The organism is Pantoea sp. SGAir0180 (assembly GCF_043546245.1).
In genome coordinates, this window is record NZ_CP028071.1 from 4174019 (window position 1) to 4195645 (window position 21627).

The window sequence follows — 21627 nt, forward strand, 5'->3', positions numbered from 1 at the left end:
CACTGGTTGCAGCAAATCAAACTTTAAATTGAAGAGTTTGATCATGGCTCAGATTGAACGCTGGCGGCAGGCCTAACACATGCAAGTCGGACGGTAGCACAGGGGAGCTTGCTCCTCGGGTGACGAGTGGCGGACGGGTGAGTAATGTCTGGGAAACTGCCCGATGGAGGGGGATAACTACTGGAAACGGTAGCTAATACCGCATAACGTCGCAAGACCAAAGTGGGGGACCTCCGGGCCTCACACCATCGGATGTGCCCAGATGGGATTAGCTTGTAGGCGGGGTAACGGCCCACCTAGGCGACGATCCCTAGCTGGTCTGAGAGGATGACCAGCCACACTGGAACTGAGACACGGTCCAGACTCCTACGGGAGGCAGCAGTGGGGAATATTGCACAATGGGCGCAAGCCTGATGCAGCCATGCCGCGTGTATGAAGAAGGCCTTCGGGTTGTAAAGTACTTTCAGCGGGGAGGAAGGTGGTGAGGTTAATAACCTCAGCAATTGACGTTACCCGCAGAAGAAGCACCGGCTAACTCCGTGCCAGCAGCCGCGGTAATACGGAGGGTGCAAGCGTTAATCAGAATTACTGGGCGTAAAGCGCACGCAGGCGGTCTGTTAAGTCAGATGTGAAATCCCGGGCTTAACCTGGGAACTGCATTTGAAACTGGCAGGCTTGAGTCTCGTAGAGGGGGGTAGAATTCCAGGTGTAGCGGTGAAATGCGTAGAGATCTGGAGGAATACCGGTGGCGAAGGCGGCCCCTGGACGAAGACTGACGCTCAGGTGCGAAAGCGTGGGGAGCAAACAGGATTAGATACCCTGGTAGTCCACGCCGTAAACGATGTCGACTTGGAGGTTGTTCCCTTGAGGAGTGGCTTCCGGAGCTAACGCGTTAAGTCGACCGCCTGGGGAGTACGGCCGCAAGGTTAAAACTCAAATGAATTGACGGGGGCCCGCACAAGCGGTGGAGCATGTGGTTTAATTCGATGCAACGCGAAGAACCTTACCTACTCTTGACATCCAGCGAACTTTCCAGAGATGGATTGGTGCCTTCGGGAACGCTGAGACAGGTGCTGCATGGCTGTCGTCAGCTCGTGTTGTGAAATGTTGGGTTAAGTCCCGCAACGAGCGCAACCCTTATCCTTTGTTGCCAGCGATTCGGTCGGGAACTCAAAGGAGACTGCCGGTGATAAACCGGAGGAAGGTGGGGATGACGTCAAGTCATCATGGCCCTTACGAGTAGGGCTACACACGTGCTACAATGGCGCATACAAAGAGAAGCGACCTCGCGAGAGCAAGCGGACCTCATAAAGTGCGTCGTAGTCCGGATCGGAGTCTGCAACTCGACTCCGTGAAGTCGGAATCGCTAGTAATCGTGGATCAGAATGCCACGGTGAATACGTTCCCGGGCCTTGTACACACCGCCCGTCACACCATGGGAGTGGGTTGCAAAAGAAGTAGGTAGCTTAACCTTCGGGAGGGCGCTTACCACTTTGTGATTCATGACTGGGGTGAAGTCGTAACAAGGTAACCGTAGGGGAACCTGCGGTTGGATCACCTCCTTACCTGAAGATACCTTCGTGCGCAGTGCTCACACAGATTGTCTGATAGAAAAGTAATGAGCAAAGCGTCTACGCGTTGGGGTGCGGTAACAATAACTATTGTCGCCTGATTATCTAATCTCACCTTCACGTGAAATAACCCGTGTCTGTTGCACAAGGATTTCACGTCCCCTTCGTCTAGAGGCCCAGGACATCGCCCTTTCACGGCGGTAACAGGGGTTCGAATCCCCTAGGGGACGCCACTTGCTTGGTGACAGGTGAAAGGTGTTGCCGATATATCTTAAAGACGACTTGCGAGTCGTGTTTAAGATATTGCTCTTTAACAATCCGGAACAAGCTGAAAATTTGAAACGACGCACGTCGTGTTCCTCCGTAATAAGGAACACAGCACGATGCGTTCGGGTCTCTCAAAAGCTCATAACACGCAAGCGCAAAACGCCTGTGGGTTGTGAGGTTAAGCGACCAAGCGTACACGGTGGATGCCCTGGCAGTCAGAGGCGATGAAGGGCGTGCTAATCTGCGATAAGCGCCGGTAAGGTGATATGAACCGCTATAACCGGCGATACCCGAATGGGGAAACCCAGTGTGATTCGTCACACTATCATGCAGTGAATACATAGCGGCATGAGGCGAACCGGGGGAACTGAAACATCTAAGTACCCCGAGGAAAAGAAATCAACCGAGATTCCCCAGTAGCGGCGAGCGAACGGGGAGGAGCCCAGAACCTGCATCAGCTTGTGCATCAGTGGAAGCGTCTGGAAAGTCGCAGGGTACAGGGTGATACTCCCGTACACAAAGGTGCACAGGCTGTGAGTTCGATGAGTAAGGCGGGACACGTGGTATCCTGTCTGAATATGGGGGGACCATCCTCCAAGGCTAAATACTCCTGACTGACCGATAGTGAACCAGTACCGTGAGGGAAAGGCGAAAAGAACCCCGGCGAGGGGAGTGAAACAGAACCTGAAACCGTGTACGTACAAGCAGTGGGAGCACCTTCGTGGTGTGACTGCGTACCTTTTGTATAATGGGTCAGCGACTTATATTCTGTAGCAAGGTTAACCGTATAGGGGAGCCGCAGGGAAACCGAGTCTTAACTGGGCGTTAAGTTGCAGGGTATAGACCCGAAACCCGGTGATCTAGCCATGGGCAGGTTGAAGGTTGGGTAACACTAACTGGAGGACCGAACCGACTAATGTTGAAAAATTAGCGGATGACCTGTGGCTGGGGGTGAAAGGCCAATCAAACCGGGAGATAGCTGGTTCTCCCCGAAAGCTATTTAGGTAGCGCCTCGTGAATTCATCTCCGGGGGTAGAGCACTGTTTCGGCTAGGGGGCCATCCCGGCTTACCAACCCGATGCAAACTGCGAATACCGGAGAATGTTATCACGGGAGACACACGGCGGGTGCTAACGTCCGTCGTGAAGAGGGAAACAACCCAGACCGCCAGCTAAGGTCCCAAAGTCATGGTTAAGTGGGAAACGATGTGGGAAGGCACAGACAGCCAGGATGTTGGCTTAGAAGCAGCCATCATTTAAAGAAAGCGTAATAGCTCACTGGTCGAGTCGGCCTGCGCGGAAGATGTAACGGGGCTAAACCATGCACCGAAGCTGCGGCAGCGACGCGTAAGCGTTGCTGGGTAGGGGAGCGTTCTGTAAGCCGCTGAAGGTGTGCTGTGAGGCATGCTGGAGGTATCAGAAGTGCGAATGCTGACATAAGTAACGATAAACAAGGTGAAAAACCTTGTCGCCGGAAGACCAAGGGTTCCTGTTCAACGTTAATCGGAGCAGGGTGAGTCGACCCCTAAGGCGAGGCCGAAAGGCGTAGTCGATGGGAAACAGGTTAATATTCCTGTACTTGGTGTTACTGCGAAGGGGGGACGGAGAAGGCTATATCGGCCGGGCGACGGTTGTCCCGGTTTAAGCGTGTAGGTGTGTGCGCCAGGCAAATCCGGTGCACTTTACACTGAGGCGTGACGACGAGGCACTACGGTGCTGAAGTGATAAATGCCCTGCTTCCAGGAAAAGCCTCTAAGCATCAGGTAACACGAAATCGTACCCCAAACCGACACAGGTGGTCAGGTAGAGAATACCCAGGCGCTTGAGAGAACTCGGGTGAAGGAACTAGGCAAAATGGTGCCGTAACTTCGGGAGAAGGCACGCTGGCGCGTAGGTGAAGGGACTTGCTCCCGGAGCCGAGGCCAGTCGAAGATACCAGCTGGCTGCAACTGTTTATTAAAAACACAGCACTGTGCAAACACGAAAGTGGACGTATACGGTGTGACGCCTGCCCGGTGCCGGAAGGTTAATTGATGGGGTTATCCGTAAGGAGAAGCTCTTGATCGAAGCCCCGGTAAACGGCGGCCGTAACTATAACGGTCCTAAGGTAGCGAAATTCCTTGTCGGGTAAGTTCCGACCTGCACGAATGGCGTAATGATGGCCAGGCTGTCTCCACCCGAGACTCAGTGAAATTGAAATCGCTGTGAAGATGCAGTGTACCCGCGGCAAGACGGAAAGACCCCGTGAACCTTTACTACAGCTTGACACTGAACACTGAGCCTTGATGTGTAGGATAGGTGGGAGGCTTTGAAGCGTGGACGCCAGTCTGCGTGGAGCCGTCCTTGAAATACCACCCTTTAATGTTTGGTGTTCTAACGTGGGCCCGTGATCCGGGCTGCGGACAGTGTCTGGTGGGTAGTTTGACTGGGGCGGTCTCCTCCCAAAGCGTAACGGAGGAGCACGAAGGTTGGCTAATCCTGGTCGGACATCAGGAGGTTAGTGCAATGGCATAAGCCAGCTTGACTGCGAGAGTGACGGCTCGAGCAGGTGCGAAAGCAGGTCATAGTGATCCGGTGGTTCTGAATGGAAGGGCCATCGCTCAACGGATAAAAGGTACTCCGGGGATAACAGGCTGATACCGCCCAAGAGTTCATATCGACGGCGGTGTTTGGCACCTCGATGTCGGCTCATCACATCCTGGGGCTGAAGTAGGTCCCAAGGGTACGGCTGTTCGCCGTTTAAAGTGGTACGCGAGCTGGGTTTAGAACGTCGTGAGACAGTTCGGTCCCTATCTGCCGTGGGCGCTGGAGAATTGAGGGGGGTTGCTCCTAGTACGAGAGGACCGGAGTGAACGCACCGCTGGTGTCCGGGTTGTCACGCCAGTGGCACTGCCCGGTAGCTAAGTGCGGAAAAGATAAGTGCTGAAAGCATCTAAGCACGAAACTTGCCCCGAGATGAGTTCTCCCTGAGGCTTCGGGCCTCCTGAAGGGACGTTGAAGACGACGACGTTGATAGGCCGGGTGTGTAAGCGCAGCGATGCGTTGAGCTTACCGGTACTAATGACCCGTGAGGCTTAACCTTACAACGCCAGAGGCGTTTTGGGTTGAGAGACAGAAAGAATTTTCAGCCTTGTTTACCGGATAACGCCGTGCGGCCCGAGAGGGCGGTGCGGCAGACAGAATCTGCCTGGCGGCTGTAGCGCGGTGGTCCCACCTGACCCCATGCCGAACTCAGAAGTGAAACGCCGTAGCGCCGATGGTAGTGTGGGGTCTCCCCATGCGAGAGTAGGGAACTGCCAGGCATCAAATTGAACGACCCGAGCATCAGCATAATAATGCCGGGAATACCTGTTGCGTGCTGATATGGCTCAGTTGGTAGAGCGCACCCTTGGTAAGGGTGAGGTCCCCAGTTCGACTCTGGGTATCAGCACCAGTTATATATGGCTAGAGTTCGGCGAATAAAGAATTTGCCTGGCGGCTGTAGCGCGGTGGTCCCACCTGACCCCATGCCGAACTCAGAAGTGAAACGCCGTAGCGCCGATGGTAGTGTGGGGTCTCCCCATGCGAGAGTAGGGAACTGCCAGGCATCAATAAAGTAAAAAAGCCCCGTACGAAAGTACGGGGCTTTTTTACGTCGGTTATCCGCCTGAAACCGAAAGGGACGAGCCGCACCTCAGCGGAAGCCGCGCTACCGCCGGCCCCACAGCCGTGAAACTCGCCTCATTGGTGGGCTGGCTGACTTCCGCAACGTCGATTTCTACCTGTCGCCAGCAGGCTCGTCCACATAAAGTGCATCACGGGCCAGCTCAGGCAGACGCGTATCAGGGTTTAAGCGGAAAGATCTGTGGATCACTCTATAAGCCGTCAGTAAACCCGCCTGAATCACCCATATCCGATCAATGTACAGGCGAGCACTGGCTGGGCCAGCTCACCCTTGCTGAATACAGCACGATTCAGGCATGCACCGTCGACGACAGCGTTTCCTCAGTTGTTAAAAAGCGGAGTTTTATAAAGGATGACGGTGGATTTACAACGTGGTGCATCATCCGGACAGGAAAGGTCAGAACCGTACCTCTGTCAGAGACGGAGGTACGGTCAGAAACGAGAGCGGTCAGTGAATAACCTGGGACAGGAAAGCGCGGGTACGTTCTGACTTCGGATTTGCAAAAAACTCCTGCGGTGGCGCAACCTCCACGATCTCGCCGCGATCCATAAAGATCACCCGATCGGCAACGGTACGTGCAAAGCCCATCTCATGCGTGACACACAGCATCGTCATGCCATCTTCTGCAAGCCCAATCATGGTATCCAGCACCTCTTTCACCATTTCCGGATCCAGGGCAGAGGTGGGCTCATCAAACAGCATAATTTTAGGTTTCATGCACAATGAACGCGCAATCGCGACACGCTGCTGTTGGCCGCCTGAAAGCTGACCAGGAAACTTATGCGCGTGTTCAGCAATGCGTACGCGCTGCAGATAGTGCATCGCAAGCTCCTCCGCTTCTTTTTTGGCAATCTTACGCACCCACATCGGGGCTAGCGTACAGTTCTGCAAAACCGTAAGGTGAGGAAAAAGATTAAAGTGCTGAAAGACCATACCGACTTCAGTACGAACGCGCTCTATATTCCGTACGTCATCATTCAGATGAATACCATCGACCACAATCCGCCCCTTCTGATGTTCCTCCAGATGGTTGATACAACGAATCGTCGTCGACTTTCCTGACCCTGACGGACCGCATAGCACGATACGTTCGCGCGGTTTCACCTGCAGATTAATGTCTTTCAGCACATGAAACTGGCCGTACCATTTGTTCACATTTTCAAGCGAAATCATCGCATTGGTTGAATCAGTTATTATTTGTGTCATAGAAACCTCAGTGCGATTTACGCCCGGTGTGAAAACGTTTTTCCAGATACTGGCTGTAACGTGACATGCTAAAACAGAAAATCCAGTAGACCAGCGCCGCAAAGACATAGCCCTCTGTGGACATGCCCAGCCAGGCCGGATCGACCGTAGCCTGTTGAACGCTGCTAAACAGATCGAACAAACCGATGATGATAACCAGGCTGGTATCTTTGAATAACGCAATAATGGTATTCACCAGGCCCGGAATGGTGAGTTTTAACGCCTGAGGGAGGATCACCAGCATCTGGGTCTTCCAGTATCCCAGGGCAAGGGATTCAGCGGCTTCATACTGTCCTTTTGGTAATGCCTGCAGCCCACCGCGAACTACCTCGGCCACATACGCCGACTGGAACAGAATCACGCCGACTAAGGCACGTACCAGTTTGTCGATAGTGGTTCCCTCTGCCATAAACAGCGGCAGCATGACCGATGACATGAACAGCACGGTGATCAGCGGAACGCCACGCCAGAACTCAATAAAGATGACAGAAAGCGTACGGACAACAGGCATTTTAGAGCGGCGCCCTAACGCCAGCAAAATGCCTAAAGGTAAGGCGCCCGCAATGCCCACCGAGGCGATGATCAGGGTCAGCGTTAAGCCGCCCCACTGGCGCGTTTCCACGCGATCCAGTCCCAAAAATCCACCGTACAGTAAAAACCAGACGATCAGCGGATAGCATACCGCCCAGACGGCGATATAGCGTCCACGAAAGGGCAACCGTTTCAGGAACATGGGCACAATCGACACTAAGCCAATCACCAGCGCAAGATTAATGCGCCAGCGCAGCTCATGAGGATAGAGCCCATACATAAACTGACCAAAACGGGCATGAATAAAGACCCAGCATGCGCCTTCTTTTGTGCAGTCTGCGCGCGTAGTGCCAAACCAGTTGGCATCAAAGATCAGCCAGTTCAGCGCCGGGGGGATCAGGTGCCAGATCAGCCAGATACATAACAACGTCAGTAAGGTGTTAAACCATCCTGAAAACAGGTTCTTGCGGGCCCATAGCCAGCCCCGGCTCAGCGGCGAGGAGGCTACGGGCGTCGTTTCATGTGCAGTGACAGACATAGTCATCCCGTGTTCTTAACGCTCAACCAGCGCGATTTTGCGGTTATAAATATTCATCAACAGTGAAATCAGCAGGCTGATAATCAGGTAGACGCTCATCGTAATCGCAATGGTTTCAATAGCCTGACCGGTCTGATTCAGTACCGTACCGGCAAACAGCGACACCATGTCCGGGTAACCTATCGCGGCAGCCAGAGAGGAGTTTTTGACGATATTGAGATACTGGCTGGTCAGGGGCGGAATAATCACTCGCATGGCCTGAGGAATGATGACCTGACGCAGCGTGACGGGATTCGGTAACCCCAGTGAACGCGCCGCTTCATGCTGTCCGTAAGGCACAGCCTGAATACCTGAGCGAATCACCTCGGCAATGAAAGATGACGTGTAGATCGACAGGGCCAGCGTGAGCGCTGCCAGCTCAGGTATCATGACGAAGCCGCCCCGGAAGTTAAACCCACGCAACTCCGGGATATCCCAGTGCATGGCGGCACCAAAACCTGCATGCGCAACCAGCGGGAACAGGATCAGCATTGCAACAGCTGCGGGCCAGGAGCGACGTAACTGACCTGTTTTAAGCTGATGCTGTCGGTTAAAACGGTATAAACCGTAACTCGCCACCACAGCCAGTGCTAAAGCGATAACGAAAGGCCAGGTACCAGGCGCATAGGTCGGCCAGGGAATATACAGGCCACGATTACTCACGAAGGCGAGATCGAAGGCATTCAGCGCCTGACGCGGGCCGGGCAGGTTACGCAACACCGCGAAATACCAAAAGAAAATCTGCAATAACGGCGGGATATTGCGGAAGATTTCAATGTAGATATTCGCGATTTTACGTAATAACCAGTTCTCTGAGAGACGCGCCAGACCAATAAAGAAGCCCAGTATGGAAGCAAATACAATACAAAGTGCGGAAACCAGCAGGGTATTTGTCAGGCCAACCAGAAATACCCGCGCGTAGGTATCCCCTTCGGAATAATCAATAAGATGCTGAACGATGCCGAAACCCGCATTACGTTCTAAAAAACCAAACCCGGAAGTGATACCGCGATTAGCGAGATTGATGACGGTGTTGTGGACGAGATAACCCACCACAGACAGTACGATAACGATCGCCACGATCTGGTAAAGCCAGGCGCGAACCGTGGGATTACCGAACGAAAAATCCCTTTTCACGGTTGGGCGTTGTGACATGTTGAAACCTCAATAACGAAAGCCTTGCTGGGGCACCGCAGAAAACGGTGCCCGACGGGGAGGTAGACTTAACGAACCGGTGGTGCGTACTGAATACCACCCTGGTTCCAGAGCGCATTCTGGCCACGAGCGATTTTCAGCGGGCTGTCTTTACCGACGTTGCGATCAAAACTTTCCTGATAGTTACCGACCTGCTTGATGATGTTGTACGCCCATTTGTTATCGAGCTTCAGATCCTTGCCATAGTCACCCTCGGCACCTAACAGGTGGGCCATATCGGGCGTCGCTGGCTTCGCGGCTTTCTCATCCACGTTTTTAGAGGTGATGCCCATTTCTTCGGCGTTCAGCATGGCAAACAGTGACCATTTCACGATGGTGAACCAGTCATCATCACCACGACGAACAACAGGACCCAACGGTTCTTTAGAGATGACTTCCGGCAGAACGATAAAGTCGTCTGGTTTACCTAATTTGATACGCAGTGCATAAAGTTGTGACTGATCGGAAGCCAGCGTATCGCAACGGCCGCTATCCAGTGCTTTTGCCGATTCGTCGGAGCGGTCAAATGTCACCGGGGTGTACTGCATCTTGTTCGCTTTGAAATAATCCGCAACGTTCAGTTCAGTGTCAGTACCGGCCTGAATACAGACGGTGGCACCATCCAGCTCTTTCGCACTTTTCAGGCCCGCTTTTTTGTGTGTCAGGAAACCAATGCCGTCATAGTAGTTAACACCGGTAAACATGAAGCCCATGCCGCCATCACGTGATGAGGTCCAGGTAGTGTTACGAGAAAGCACGTCCACTTCGCCAGACTGTAATGCGGTGAAGCGCTCTTTTGCGGTCAGCGGGGTATATTTTACTTTTGTTGCATCACCAAATACGGCTGCTGCCGCGGCACGACAGATATCCACATCAAGACCGGTAAATTTACCGCTGGCGTCTGCATAAGAGAAACCTGGCAGGCCATCGCTGATACCACATTGAACGAATCCTTTCTTTTTAATCGCATCCAGCGTGGCGCCTGCGTGGGCTTGCTGAGCAACGGCGAGCAGCGAAGCCGCAGCAACCAGAGTAGAGAGCATCATCTTTTTCATAAAGCATCCTGTGTGGCATGTCGTGTTGTGTTGTTATGTAGTGCGCACTTTGGTGTGCGTTTCCTGTCTGTGGCGATCAGCCATCCACGACTTTGCAAAGCCAGTGCCAGGTTTGCAGAATTCTGAATTCACCTGAAATATCGGGTAATAATCTGAATTATCCGGAAGGCTGCAATAATATGGCGCACCAAAAGGATGCATTTCGAGTCGGGTAGATCACATTTAGTGCAATTTGTTTCACTATTTAGCAACAGTGTGAGCCTGTTTGCATGTGGCTGATGTAAGCAGACATGAGATTGCTTAAAAAGGTAGCCGTGCTCACAAAAGGCCGACAGGGCTGGGCTGAAGGGCATGGTGGTACAAAAGACAAAGGCCGCGAAGAAGAGAAAATGTGAAAGGTAAGTCTGTTAAAGTCACGCTGGCGACTGCAACTACAGTTACCATATGTGATGCAACTGTTTCAGCGTTTTTAAAAAAATTTGCGTAGTAACGCACAAATAAAAACGCCAGCCCGAAGGCTGGCGAGATTAACGGTGTGAACCTGAATCAGTTCATGCCGTATTTTTTCAGTTTCTTACGCAGCGTACCGCGGTTGATACCCATCATCAGGGCAGCACGGGTCTGGTTGCCACGGGTATACTGCATCACCATGTCCAACAGAGGCTGCTCGACTTCAGCCAAAACCAGCTCATACAGGTCACTCACATCCTGACCATTCAGTTGAGCAAAATAGTTCTTCAGTGCCTGTTTAACCGAATCACGCAAAGGTTTTTGAGTTACCTGATCCTGTGAGTTAACGGTAGAAACGGTCAGTACGTCAGAATTTACGCGTTGTTCGAACATAGTTCTTTCAGCTCTTTATTTCGTTACGCAAGATTTTCGAAGTATGCCTCCAACGCCTCCAGCTGTTCGCTGGCATCCTCAATGGCGTTGAATGTGCGCCGAAACTGGTCATTTGGGGCATGTTCCTGGAGATACCAGGACACGTGCTTCCGCGCTATACGGTATCCCTTGCCTGGACCGTAAAAGTCGTGCAGCTCACGTATATGCGAAACAAGCAAACGCTTGACCTCTGCCAGTGGCAGCGGGGCAAGCAGCTCCCCAGTGTCCAGATAATGCTGGATTTCCCGGAAGATCCACGGTCTTCCCTGAGCAGCACGTCCTATCATCAAAGCGTCGGCTCCGGTGTAGTCGAGCACTGCTCTGGCTTTATGCGGGTCAGTTATGTCTCCGTTCGCGATAATCGGAATAGAGACACTCTGCTTAACTGTCCGAATGCTGTCGTATTCAGCGTCTCCGTTGAACAGGCAGGCACGAGTGCGGCCATGTATCGTCAAAGCCTGAATGCCACAACGCTCAGCCAATTGGGCAATCGCGACACAGTTTCTGTTTTCTGGATCCCAACCGGTACGGATTTTCAATGTGACCGGTACATCAACCGCATTTACCACGGCAGAGAGAATAGACTCGACCACGGCAGGATATTGCAGTAAGGCCGACCCCGCCATTTTGCGGTTCACCTTTTTGGCTGGGCAACCCATATTAATATCAATCACCTGTGCACCAGCATCGACATTAATACGTGCAGCCTGAGCCATCTCACTGGGATCACAGCCTGCAATCTGGACGGCACGAATGCCGGGTTCATCACTGTGCACCATGCGTAAACGAGATTTGTCACTGGCCCACACTTCGGGATTGGATGACAACATCTCAGAAACCGCCATTCCTGCACCCATCTCATGACAAAGCGTTCTGAAAGGCCTGTCTGTAATACCGGCCATCGGTGCCGCAATCAGTCGATTTCTCAGCTGGAGGTTTCCAATGCGCATGAAGTCGTAATGCCATACTGTGTCTGCAAGGCGGCGTATATTACGCATTTTTTTCTTAAGATGAAAGGCCAAACTTTGAACAATTCGCAAGAAAACTGCTTTTAGTCTGCTCTGACAAGGGTGTTATGGATAAATGACATTAAAAATCATGGCGTTATCCAGTTATGTTTATTTTGTGAACAAAGGTTTTTCCGACGAAGATTCGGCATTCGCCAGATAAAAAACGTCACATACCGTGATTAACGACACAACACGCCGTACAGACGGTTGACAAAAGCATAGCGATTGAGCGTGAAAGGCAGCGACGACCAGACAGGTTCGCTTTCATCTGTATGAGGAGAAGGTATACAGCCCTGCGACGTTTGCAGGGCTGAGTCTGACGCTCGCATCGTTTACGACGCTAAGCGTTTTTTACACCCGTAATCCGGCACCATTCTTCCTTAACGGCGACAGGGTCCAGCGCAAAGTGCATGGCATAAGCTTCACAGACACTCTCGGCCTGGCTTTCCAGCACGCCTGATAATCCCAGATGCCCGCCTGGTTTAGGCAGCACGCGGATAAGCGGCGCTAACTCACGCAGCGGTCCGGCAAGAATGTTTGCCACCACCACATCAGCCTGCAGGTTTTCCGGTTGCTGATGCGGCAGATAAAGAGACAGACGGTCCGCCACCCCATTGCGCTCGGCATTGTCGCGGCTGGCCTGAATCGCCTGAGGATCGATATCAATGCCAATGGCCTGCGCTGCACCCAGCTTTAAGGCGGCGATCGCCAGGATCCCAGAGCCGCAGCCAAAATCGATCACCGTTTTACCGTTCAGATCCAGACCGTCGAGCCACGTCAGACAGAGCGATGTGGTGGGATGTGTGCCGGTTCCGAAAGCCAGCCCGGGATCCAGCATGACATTGACGGCATTCGGATCGGGCACATCGCGCCAGCTCGGGCAGATCCACAAGCGTTCGCCAAAGCGCATAGGATGGAAGTTCTCCATCCACTCGCGTTCCCAGTCTTTGTCTTCGATCTGCTCGATCTTGTGGCGAAAATTCTCTCCCAGCAGTGGATGCTGTGAAAGTTCGGCAATGATGCCTTCCATGTCGCTTTCGGCATCGAACAACCCGATAACATCGGTATCGCCCCATAAACGGGTTTCCCCGGGCAGAGGTTCGTAGACGGGCGTGTCATGGGTATCCTGAAAGGTCACTGACACGGCACCGGTTTCCATCAGTGCATCGCTCAGCGCCTCTGCGTTGGCACCAGAACTGTTAATTTTGATTTGAATCCACGGCATAACATCTCTCTTAATTCAGTGTTGTGGTGCGTTAACCACGGCGGGTAAACGCCCAAACAGATTGCCGACCAGGAACGCCAGCAGACTTAACAATAAGGAAGGCACGATGGGATGAAATCCCCATAGTTGCAGGCCCAGGGTTGCCAGAATGGCATAACAGCCTCCGCCCACCACCATCCCGCTGAGCGCGCCTGCGGCATTGGCGCGTTCCCAATATAACCCCAGAACCAGCGGCCACAGGAATACTGCCTCCAGCCCACCAAACGCCAGCAGGTTAAGCCAGATAATCATGTCGGGCGGATGCCAGGCCACGAACAACAAAACGACACCCAGGGCAAATGTCACCGTGCCCGATAACATCCGCAGTCGTGGCTCATTGTCCAGTTGCTGAGGTGCGAGGCGTAAATACAGATCTTTTACCAGCGTAGCGGAAGCCTGCAACAGCTGCGCATTGATGGTCGACATGATCGCCGCCATCGGCGCCGCTAAAAACAGCCCAGCGGCCAGCGGCGGCAGGACGGTAATCATCAGCGTCGGGATAACCCGATCCGGCACGGTCAGATCGGGCAATATGGCGCGGCCCAGCGCGCCTGCCAGATGCATTCCCAGCATCAGTACCACCACCACGATAGTGCCGAGAACAATCGCCCGGTGAACGGCTTTACTGTCCTTGTAGGAAATACAGCGGACAGCGGTATGGGGCAGACCGATAACGCCAAAACAGACCAGAACGATAAATGAGCTCAGGAACGTCGGCGTAATGATATCGCCCGGCCCCTCAGGAGACAGCAGTTTGGGATCAATCGCATGCAGTTTTTCTACAGCAGTGTGGATCCCTCCGGCATGGTGAATAATTGCAAACAGCAGCAAAAAGGTGCCAATCAGCATCACAATGCCCTGCATGGCATCGTTAAGCACGCTGGCCCGGAAGCCACCAAATGCCGTATAAAGCGCGATAGTCCCACCGAAGATCAGTAATCCCGTGTCGTAGGGGATACCGGCTGCGGTTTCCAGCAGGCGTGCGCCACCGATAAACTGCACGGCCATCGCGCCCACAAAGGCAACGAGTAAACTCAGGCTGGCCAGGACCACCAATAGTGTGCTGCCATAGCGCGCATAGAGCATATCGTTAAGCGTGACCGCATTATGCTTACGCGCCAGAATGGCAAATTTCTTCCCCAGTACACCTAGTGAAAGCCAGACAGCAGGAACCTGAACCATGGCCAGCAGCACCCAGCCCAGACCATATTTATACGCTGCGCCTGGGCCACCGATAAAGGAGCTGGCGCTGATATAGGTGGTGGTGATGGTCATAGCCAGCACAAATCCGCCCATCGAACGGCTACCCAGAAAATACTCGGTCAGGAAATTTCCTTTGCGCTGTTTACGCATCGCAAAGACGGACAGACCGGCAATAACGACCAGATAAGCCAACAGTGGCAGGATGATTTCAGTGTTCATCTTCCTCCTCAAGAGACATCTCACGGAAGCGTGTACGGACCATTAGCCAGCACAGAAAAATGAACAGCAGAGGCGCAAAAATGCAGGAGAGCTCAAACCAGCGTGGCAAACCGGTTATGCCAACCGCATCGCCGCCCGACCAGGCGGAAATGCCCCAGACAGCCAGCCAGGCCAGCGTGAGACAGAGCGACCAGCGAGCCTCTTTGTGAGCCTGTAAAAAACGCGCGTCCATGATGTGACCTTAACGCCAGCGGGAAAAGAAAAAGGCCGGAATATCCGGCCTCAGACTAACTCAGCATTGCGATTACTTCTCGTGCAGGCCGAGTTTTTTCTCCAGATAGTGGATATTGGTGCCACCGTGCTGGAAGTTTTCATCGGACATGATTTTCATCTGCAGTTCGATGTTGGTTTTGATGCCGTCGATAATCAGCTCCGCCAGCGCGTTTTTCATACGGGCAATGGCGATATCACGGGTTTCACCGTAGGTGATGAGCTTTCCGATCATGGAATCATAATACGGCGGCACGCTGTAACCCGCATAAATATGGGATTCCCAACGCACACCAAAACCACCCGGTGCATGGAAACGGGTAATCTTACCAGGGCTTGGCAGGAAGGTGACCGGATCCTCGGCGTTGATACGGCATTCAACCGCATGACCGCGAATAATCACATCTTCTTGCTTGATTGACAGCGGCTGGCCAGCAGCAATACGCAGCTGCTCTTTAATCAGGTCGACGCCGGTGATCATTTCGGTGACCGGATGTTCAACCTGAATACGGGTGTTCATTTCAATGAAATAGAACTCGCCATTCTCGTACAGGAACTCAAACGTCCCTGCGCCGCGATAGCCGATATCGATACAGGCTTTAGTACAACGCTCACCGATGAATGAACGCAGCTCTGGCGTAATGCCCGGTGCTGGCGCTTCTTCCACGACTTTCTGGTGGCGGCGCTGCATAGAACAGTCACGCTCGCCCAGATAGATGGCGTTGCCCTGGCCATCAGCCAGAACCTGGATTTCGATGTGACGTGGATTTTCCAGATACTTCTCCATGTACACCATGTCGTTGTTGAAAGCCGCTTTGGCTTCCGCTTTCGTCATGTTGATGGATTGTTCCAGATCTTTGTCACTGCGCACAACGCGCATACCACGACCGCCGCCGCCGCCGGAGGCTTTAATAATGACCGGATAGCCGATGCGCTTGGCGAAGGCACGGTTTTTTTCCATGTCATCGGTCAGTGAGCCATCGGAGCCAGGTACGGTCGGCACGCCAGCTTTCTTCATCGCCGTGATGGCCGACACTTTATCGCCCATCAGGCGGATGGTGTCAGCTTTTGGACCCACAAAGATAAAGCCAGAGCGCTCAACCTGCTCAGCAAAATCCGCGTTCTCAGACAGGAAGCCGTAGCCAGGGTGAATCGCCACCGCGCCGGTGATTTCTGCAGCAGAGATCAACGCCGGGATGTTGAGATAACTTTTGACCGACTGTGCCGGGCCGATGCAAACCGTTTCGTCTGCCAGCAGCACGTGTTTCAGGTCACGGTCCGCGCTTGAGTGAACAGCGACAGTCTTAATGCCCAGTTCTTTACAGGCACGCAGAATGCGCAGTGCAATCTCACCGCGGTTAGCAATAACAATTTTATCCAGCATGGTTCGCCCCGTTATTCGATGACAACAAGTGGCTCGTCAAATTCTACCGGTTGACCACTTTCGACCAGAATGGCTTTAACAACGCCAGATTTGTCGGCTTCGATCTGGTTCATCATTTTCATGGCTTCAACGATGCACAGCGTGTCACCGGCATTGACTTTCTGGCCCACTTCCACAAACGCTTTCGCATCCGGGCTTGGTGTGCGGTAGAAGGTACCGACCATCGGTGAACGTACGATGTGACCACTGATTTCTGCTGGTGCAGCTTCTGCGACAGCGGCAACAGGTGCCACGGCGCTCGCCAGCGCCGGTTGCTGAGCAACAGGCGCAGCATAAGCCTGCTGCATCATCGGATAACCAGTGTTTGCAGGTGCACGACTGATACGAACAGACTCTTCACCTTCGGAAATCTCCAGCTCAGAAATGCCAGATTCTTCAACCAGTTCGATCAGTTTTTTAATTTTACGAATATCCATGAATGGGGTTCCGTACTCAGTTTGATTAATTAGTATGAGACAGGCGCTTTACTGCCGTTTGTAATGCCCACGAGTAGCCATCGGCGCCAAGCCCACAAATAACGCCCGCAGAGACATCAGAAAAATAGGAATGTTGGCGGAAGGGCTCGCGGCTGTGCACATTTGACAAATGAACTTCGATAAAGGGAATGTCCACTGCTAACAGCGCATCACGAAGTGCGACGCTGGTGTGCGTAAACGCGGCAGGATTGATGATGATATAATCCACGTTGCCTTTTGCCTCATGAATGCGATCAATGAGCTGATATTCAGCATTGGACTGCAAATGGCTTAACGCTACATTCAACTGGTCTGCCTGCTGCACCAGACGAGAAACGATCTGATCCAGCGTGACGTCCCCGTATTTTTCAGGCTCGCGCGTTCCCAACAGATTAAGGTTGGGACCGTTCAAAAGCAGAATATGTAATTTATCGGCCATCTTGCTGCCATCTCCCGCAATCATTGAGGCATCGCGTAAAATACCTTGCCGCTTTCCATTTGTCACCCGTCACGGTGAAAAAGAAGCGTCAAATCGCAATAAAGCCGGCCATTATATCCGTTTCGTGGCATTTCGCAGCAAAATACTGGTCTTATCTGCGAAGTTGATCGGATGCGGTCCGGAGACCGCATTTTTGCAGACGATAGCGGGGAAAAGAGCGGTTAACGCGGCCACCACTTAATGAACTTTTTGTAGCGCCACGCTAACAGGACCAGGGCTAAAAGCGCATAAATAATGGGTTGCGGCGAAAGGATTTTGACTGACCAGAGATAATGGACAGGTGCCAGGATCGCGACCAGATAGATCAGGTTATGCAATGTTTGCCACCGTTTGCCAAGTTTACGCTGCATGCGCTGGAAAGACGTGACGGCCAGCGCCAACAAGATAAACCAGGAGAGGATCCCCAGCGTCAGATAGGGCCGGGAAATCAGCTCACTGCCCAGCAGGCCGATGTTATTTATTCCCAGCTCCAACAGGTAGTAGCTGGTCAAATGCAAACTGGCCCAGAAAAATGTCCAGATCCCCAGCAGGCGTCGGGTCCGAATAAGCAGGGGTTGTTTTATCAGGCGCGTTAAGGGCGACACCAGCAACGTAGCCAACAGCAGTTTCAATGCCATTCGGCCGGTAAAATGCTGGATATCCTTTGCCGGATCGGCGCTCAGTCCACCGTGCATCGCGGCCATGATCAAATAAACCAACGGCAGGAACGCAGCCAGATGCAACAGGACTTTAAGCCAGCCGATCTGCTTTATTGTCAGGCGCACTCAATAATTCTCCCGCAAATCCATGCCGCGATAGAGCGAGGCAACCTGATCGGCATAACCGTTGAAGAGTAACGTGGGCTGACGATCCACATTAAAGCTACTGCCCGGACCAATAAAACGTTCGGTCGCCTGTGACCAGCGTGGATGGTTCACATGGGGATTCACGTTGGCATAGAAACCATACTCATTGTCGGCAATCTGATTCCATGTCGTTGGCGGTTGATCGTGAGTGAGCGTAATTTTCACAATGGACTTGATGCCCTTAAAGCCATATTTCCACGGAACCGTCAGGCGAATCGGCGCACCATTCTGCGGCGGCAGCGCTTTACCGTATACGCCCGTTGTCAGAATCGTAAGCGGATGCATCGCTTCATCCAGGCGCAAACCTTCTACATAAGGGTAATTGAGCCCGCCGCCAATAAACCGGTCTTTTTGCCCTGGCATCTGATCGGGCGCGTACAGCGTCTGGAAGGCGACGAAGCGGGCTTTGCTGGTGGGTTCTGCCAGCTTCAGCAGTTTATTTAGTTCAAATCCGATCCAGGGAACGACCATCGACCAGGCTTCAACACAGCGCATGCGATAGATTCGTTGCTCCATCGCGAAGCGCTTAAAAATATCATCCATGTCCAGCGTCACGGGCTTAGCCACTTCGCCCTCAATCGTCAGTTTCCAGGGATCGGTTTTTAGGGTACTGGCGTTCGCCGCAGGATCGGCTTTATCCAGACCAAATTCGTAGAAATTGTTGTATCCGGAAACTTTATCGGCGGGCGTTAAGGGCAGGTTAGCCTGGTACTGGGCGGGTTTGGTAAAGTCAAGCGGACGGCCTGCGGGGGCAGCAGGGCGGTCGTTGCCTTTGAACCAGCTCAGGATATCAGCATTCGCCATGCCGGGAAGGCCCATGGCTGCGGCACCCAGCCCCAGCGTCTGAAGCACCCGACGACGGTTCATATTAAAGATGCTTTCTGGCGTTACATCTGCTTCGGTCAGGCTTTTAGTCGGCTTCATCGTTTTTCTCCAGGCGCGATAGTCTCAACCAGCATGATGACTATTACTTATGCTGGCGAATTTCGCTGCAAAAATGTGAAATTTCCTGGCTTCGCTCTCAAATGGGAATCCACTGAAAAATGTAGAATCAGGCGCTGTGAGATCTTCTCAGCGGTATACTTCGCCTTCACGCACAACGCCACTGTTGCCAGACGACATTTGTGTTATTTTGCACAAATTTCTTCCGGCTGCAGTGCAGCGCCAGCGTGATCCGGCGACAACCGAAGTGAAACAGGCACAGGGATGCGATTAACGACCAAACTTTCTGCATTTATTACACTGATTAGCGTACTGGCAATGGTTTTAATGCTGGTGGGTTGTGCTTTTAGTGTTTTCTGGCTCACGCATCAGCGCGTCGAAAGTCGCGTACAGGTGCTGGCGACCGAAGTTGATAACGTCTTGCTGAGCCAGCCTCCCGATGCGCTCAAGGCCTGGCTGGCCCCGATGTTGCCTGTTATCAACGCGAAGCAACTTTCTCTCTATAATGGTCGCCAACCTGTTTTTACGCTGTCCCGCCATGAAAATCAGATGCTCGAGCACGAAAAAAACCGCTATATCCATTTTGACATTGCGCTAATGCACCAACCGGGAATGCGGCTCCAGTTGACGATTCTCGATCCTGCACAAACCTGGCTACGCTCGATTCCTGCAACTTATACCCTTGTCGCCCTCGTGCTGGTTGTACTGATTATGGCGGTGATGCTGTCCATCATCCATCGCTGGCTGGTGCGTCAATGGCGCGGGATGGAACACCTGGAAAGTCGTTCGGCATCGATTCTTGCTGGCGAGCGTACCTTCTTCCGCCAAAAGGAGCGTGATGAGTGGCCGCCCAAAGCCAGTCGGGCGATCGATCAGCTTCTGTCAGATTTACAGGAAGCCGGCGAGCAGCGCGTTCGCATTGATACGTTAATTCGTACCTTTGCTGCGCAGGATGGCCGAACCGGGCTGAATAACCGGCTTTTCTTCGATAATCAGTTGGCCACCTTGCTGGAGGACCAGGAAGATGTCGGGACACACGGCGTGGTCATGATGATCCGCTTTCCTGAGCTCGACACGCACGATCACTCGCTTGGACCGGTGCTGGTTGAAGAGTACCTGTTTAACGTCGTCAATATGCTGTCCACTTTTGTCATGCGTTATCCCGGCGCGCTTCTTGCGCGTTATTTTCACAGTGATTTTGCGGTATTGCTGCCGCACCGCAGCCTGAAAGAGGCCAACAGCATCGCTGACCAGTTAATTAATGCCGTTGATGCGTTACCTCCTATGCGCATGGTGAACCGTGACGACTTTATTCACATTGGTATCAGCGCCTGGCACAGTGGCCAGACGGTGCCGCAGGTAATGGAAAATGTGGAGATGGCGACGCGACGGGCAACGCTGTCCGGTGGCAATAACTGGTCAAACGGCGCGGGCAATCCGCAGGATGCCGGGCGCGGCAGTGTTCGCTGGCGCACTTTGCTGGAAAATACACTCAGTCGCGGTGGGCCGCGGCTCTATCAAAAACCTGCCGTGGACCGTGAGGGCAAGGTTCGTCATCGTGTCATACTCAGCCGCATCTTTGATGGTGATAAAGAAGTGCTGTCGGCTGAATACATGCCACTGGTGCAGCAGCTTGGGATGGTAGAGAGCTGGGACCGGCAGATGGTGTTGCGCATTGCCGCTTTGTCAGAGCTGTGGCCTGAAGAAACACTGGTTATCCCGGTCAGTATCGACTCTCTGTTAAAGCGTCCCTTTGTCGTCTGGTTGCAGCGAATGTTGCTGGCCTGCCCAAAAAGTCAGCGAAAACGATTTTTATTTGAACTTGCGGAAGGGGATGTTTGTCAACACATCAGCCGTTTGATTCCGGTGTTGCATTCGCTCCAGGCATTTGGCTGCCGGATTGCCATCAGTCAGGCAGGACTGACGGTAGTCAGTAGCGCCTATATCAGGCAACTGCCGGTCGCGTTAATCAAGCTGGATGCCGGCCTGGTGCGCAACATTGAGCGCCGTACTGAAAATCAGCTGTTTGTGCGGAGCCTGCTGGACGTCTGCAAGCCGACCGGTACCCGGCTTTATGCGGCAGGCGTTCGCACAAAAGCGGAGTGGCAAACTCTGGTCGAATTAGGGGTTGAAGGCGGGCAGGGCGACCTGTTTTCACCTTCTCAGCCGGTCAACAGTAATGTGAAAAAGTACTCGCAACGTTACCAGATTTAATCGTTTGCCTGAATTCGCCGGTTTTACGCCAGCTTTTAGTGAATACAGGACAACAAACAGGCAGAATAGAGCGCCTGAAATGTTAGATTTTATGTCGGAGTAAAGTTAAGAAAATTCTTTAACAAGCAGCTCTGATAGCGTGATATCGCTGTTCCGCTCGTGTGCGAAACAGCTGTAAATGATTTAATGCGAATGTCGCCTAATTTTTCACCGAAGCAGAACGTTTTTGCGCCTTGTGGCAGCTTCGTGTGGTTGGTAAAGTAAGCGGATTTTATTT

General features: G+C 52.8%; 15 protein-coding genes, 2 tRNA genes and 4 rRNA genes. 7 read left to right on the top strand and 14 right to left on the bottom strand.

Annotation, left to right across the window (positions count from 1 at the left end):
- The first annotated feature begins 25 nt into the window (after window positions 1-25).
- The 6 genes from C1N58_RS19630 (at window position 26) to rrf (C1N58_RS19655) (ending at window position 5423) form a co-directional block, all read left to right on the top strand.
- Window positions 26-1565: ribosomal RNA gene (locus C1N58_RS19630) — 16S ribosomal RNA — on the top strand.
- Window positions 1566-1728: 163 nt separating this feature from the next.
- A tRNA-Glu gene (locus tag C1N58_RS19635) sits at window positions 1729-1804 on the top strand.
- Window positions 1805-2014: 210 nt separating this feature from the next.
- A 23S ribosomal RNA gene (locus C1N58_RS19640) occupies window positions 2015-4919 on the top strand.
- A gap of 104 nt (window positions 4920-5023) precedes the next feature.
- A 5S ribosomal RNA gene (gene rrf / locus C1N58_RS19645) occupies window positions 5024-5139 on the top strand.
- 55 nt (window positions 5140-5194) lie between these two features.
- Window positions 5195-5270, top strand: a tRNA-Thr gene (locus C1N58_RS19650).
- Window positions 5271-5307: 37 nt separating this feature from the next.
- Window positions 5308-5423 (top strand): 5S ribosomal RNA (gene rrf / locus C1N58_RS19655).
- Together the 16S, 23S and 5S rRNA genes with 2 tRNA genes alongside form the textbook arrangement of a ribosomal RNA operon.
- A gap of 525 nt (window positions 5424-5948) precedes the next feature.
- On the opposite strand, the gene C1N58_RS19660 is transcribed toward rrf (C1N58_RS19655), so the two are convergent.
- The 14 genes from C1N58_RS19660 to msrP all read right to left on the bottom strand — a co-directional run bounded on the left by C1N58_RS19660 (window position 5949) and on the right by msrP (window position 19118).
- Window positions 5949-6707, bottom strand: a complete 759-nt coding sequence (locus tag C1N58_RS19660; protein ID WP_033740081.1) for an amino acid ABC transporter ATP-binding protein — start codon at window positions 6705-6707, stop codon at window positions 5949-5951.
- 7 nt (window positions 6708-6714) lie between these two features.
- Entirely contained in the window at window positions 6715-7815 is a 1101-nt protein-coding gene (locus C1N58_RS19665) for an amino acid ABC transporter permease (RefSeq protein ID WP_375094075.1), read from the bottom strand.
- A gap of 15 nt (window positions 7816-7830) precedes the next feature.
- A complete protein-coding gene (locus C1N58_RS19670) occupies window positions 7831-9009 on the bottom strand; it encodes an amino acid ABC transporter permease (protein ID WP_394550245.1) in 1179 nt (392 codons plus the stop codon).
- Between the two features lie 68 nt (window positions 9010-9077).
- Window positions 9078-10103, bottom strand: a complete 1026-nt coding sequence (locus C1N58_RS19675) for an amino acid ABC transporter substrate-binding protein (protein WP_033740076.1) — start codon at window positions 10101-10103, stop codon at window positions 9078-9080.
- Window positions 10104-10649: 546 nt separating this feature from the next.
- Window positions 10650-10946, bottom strand: a complete 297-nt coding sequence (gene fis / locus C1N58_RS19680; RefSeq protein ID WP_003855228.1) for a DNA-binding transcriptional regulator Fis — start codon at window positions 10944-10946, stop codon at window positions 10650-10652.
- Window positions 10947-10969: 23 nt separating this feature from the next.
- Window positions 10970-11935 carry a tRNA dihydrouridine synthase DusB gene (gene dusB / locus C1N58_RS19685; protein WP_033740115.1) on the bottom strand — a complete coding sequence of 322 codons (966 nt, stop codon included), beginning with the start codon at window positions 11933-11935 and terminating at the stop codon, window positions 10970-10972.
- Between the two features lie 400 nt (window positions 11936-12335).
- Window positions 12336-13220 (bottom strand): 50S ribosomal protein L11 methyltransferase, encoded by an 885-nt coding sequence (prmA, locus tag C1N58_RS19690; protein ID WP_054686963.1) that lies wholly within the window; start codon window positions 13218-13220, stop codon window positions 12336-12338.
- 15 nt (window positions 13221-13235) lie between these two features.
- Window positions 13236-14681 carry a sodium/pantothenate symporter gene (gene panF / locus C1N58_RS19695; RefSeq protein ID WP_033740073.1) on the bottom strand — a complete coding sequence of 482 codons (1446 nt, stop codon included), beginning with the start codon at window positions 14679-14681 and terminating at the stop codon, window positions 13236-13238.
- Complete coding sequence (locus C1N58_RS19700; protein ID WP_033740072.1) at window positions 14671-14913, bottom strand: YhdT family protein; 243 nt, start codon at window positions 14911-14913, stop codon at window positions 14671-14673. Before C1N58_RS19700 ends, panF begins: the two co-directional genes overlap by 11 nt.
- A gap of 72 nt (window positions 14914-14985) precedes the next feature.
- Window positions 14986-16335, bottom strand: a complete 1350-nt coding sequence (gene accC, locus C1N58_RS19705; protein WP_039341728.1) for an acetyl-CoA carboxylase biotin carboxylase subunit — start codon at window positions 16333-16335, stop codon at window positions 14986-14988.
- An 11-nt stretch (window positions 16336-16346) separates the two neighbouring features.
- Entirely contained in the window at window positions 16347-16811 is a 465-nt protein-coding gene (gene accB, locus C1N58_RS19710) for an acetyl-CoA carboxylase biotin carboxyl carrier protein (protein ID WP_033740068.1), read from the bottom strand.
- Window positions 16812-16836: 25 nt separating this feature from the next.
- Window positions 16837-17289 (bottom strand): type II 3-dehydroquinate dehydratase, encoded by a 453-nt coding sequence (aroQ, locus tag C1N58_RS19715; protein ID WP_033740114.1) that lies wholly within the window; start codon window positions 17287-17289, stop codon window positions 16837-16839.
- 221 nt (window positions 17290-17510) lie between these two features.
- The gene (msrQ, locus tag C1N58_RS19720; RefSeq protein ID WP_006120980.1) at window positions 17511-18113 is read right to left on the bottom strand and encodes a protein-methionine-sulfoxide reductase heme-binding subunit MsrQ; all 603 of its coding nucleotides are present in this window, start codon (window positions 18111-18113) and stop codon (window positions 17511-17513) included.
- Window positions 18114-19118 (bottom strand): protein-methionine-sulfoxide reductase catalytic subunit MsrP, encoded by a 1005-nt coding sequence (msrP, locus tag C1N58_RS19725; RefSeq protein WP_394550771.1) that lies wholly within the window; start codon window positions 19116-19118, stop codon window positions 18114-18116.
- 282 nt (window positions 19119-19400) lie between these two features.
- Between msrP and csrD the strand changes: the two genes are divergently transcribed.
- On the top strand, window positions 19401-21350 hold the full coding sequence (csrD, locus tag C1N58_RS19730; RefSeq protein ID WP_394564431.1) for an RNase E specificity factor CsrD: 1950 nt from the start codon (window positions 19401-19403) through the stop codon (window positions 21348-21350).
- Window positions 21351-21627: the final 277 nt, after the last annotated feature.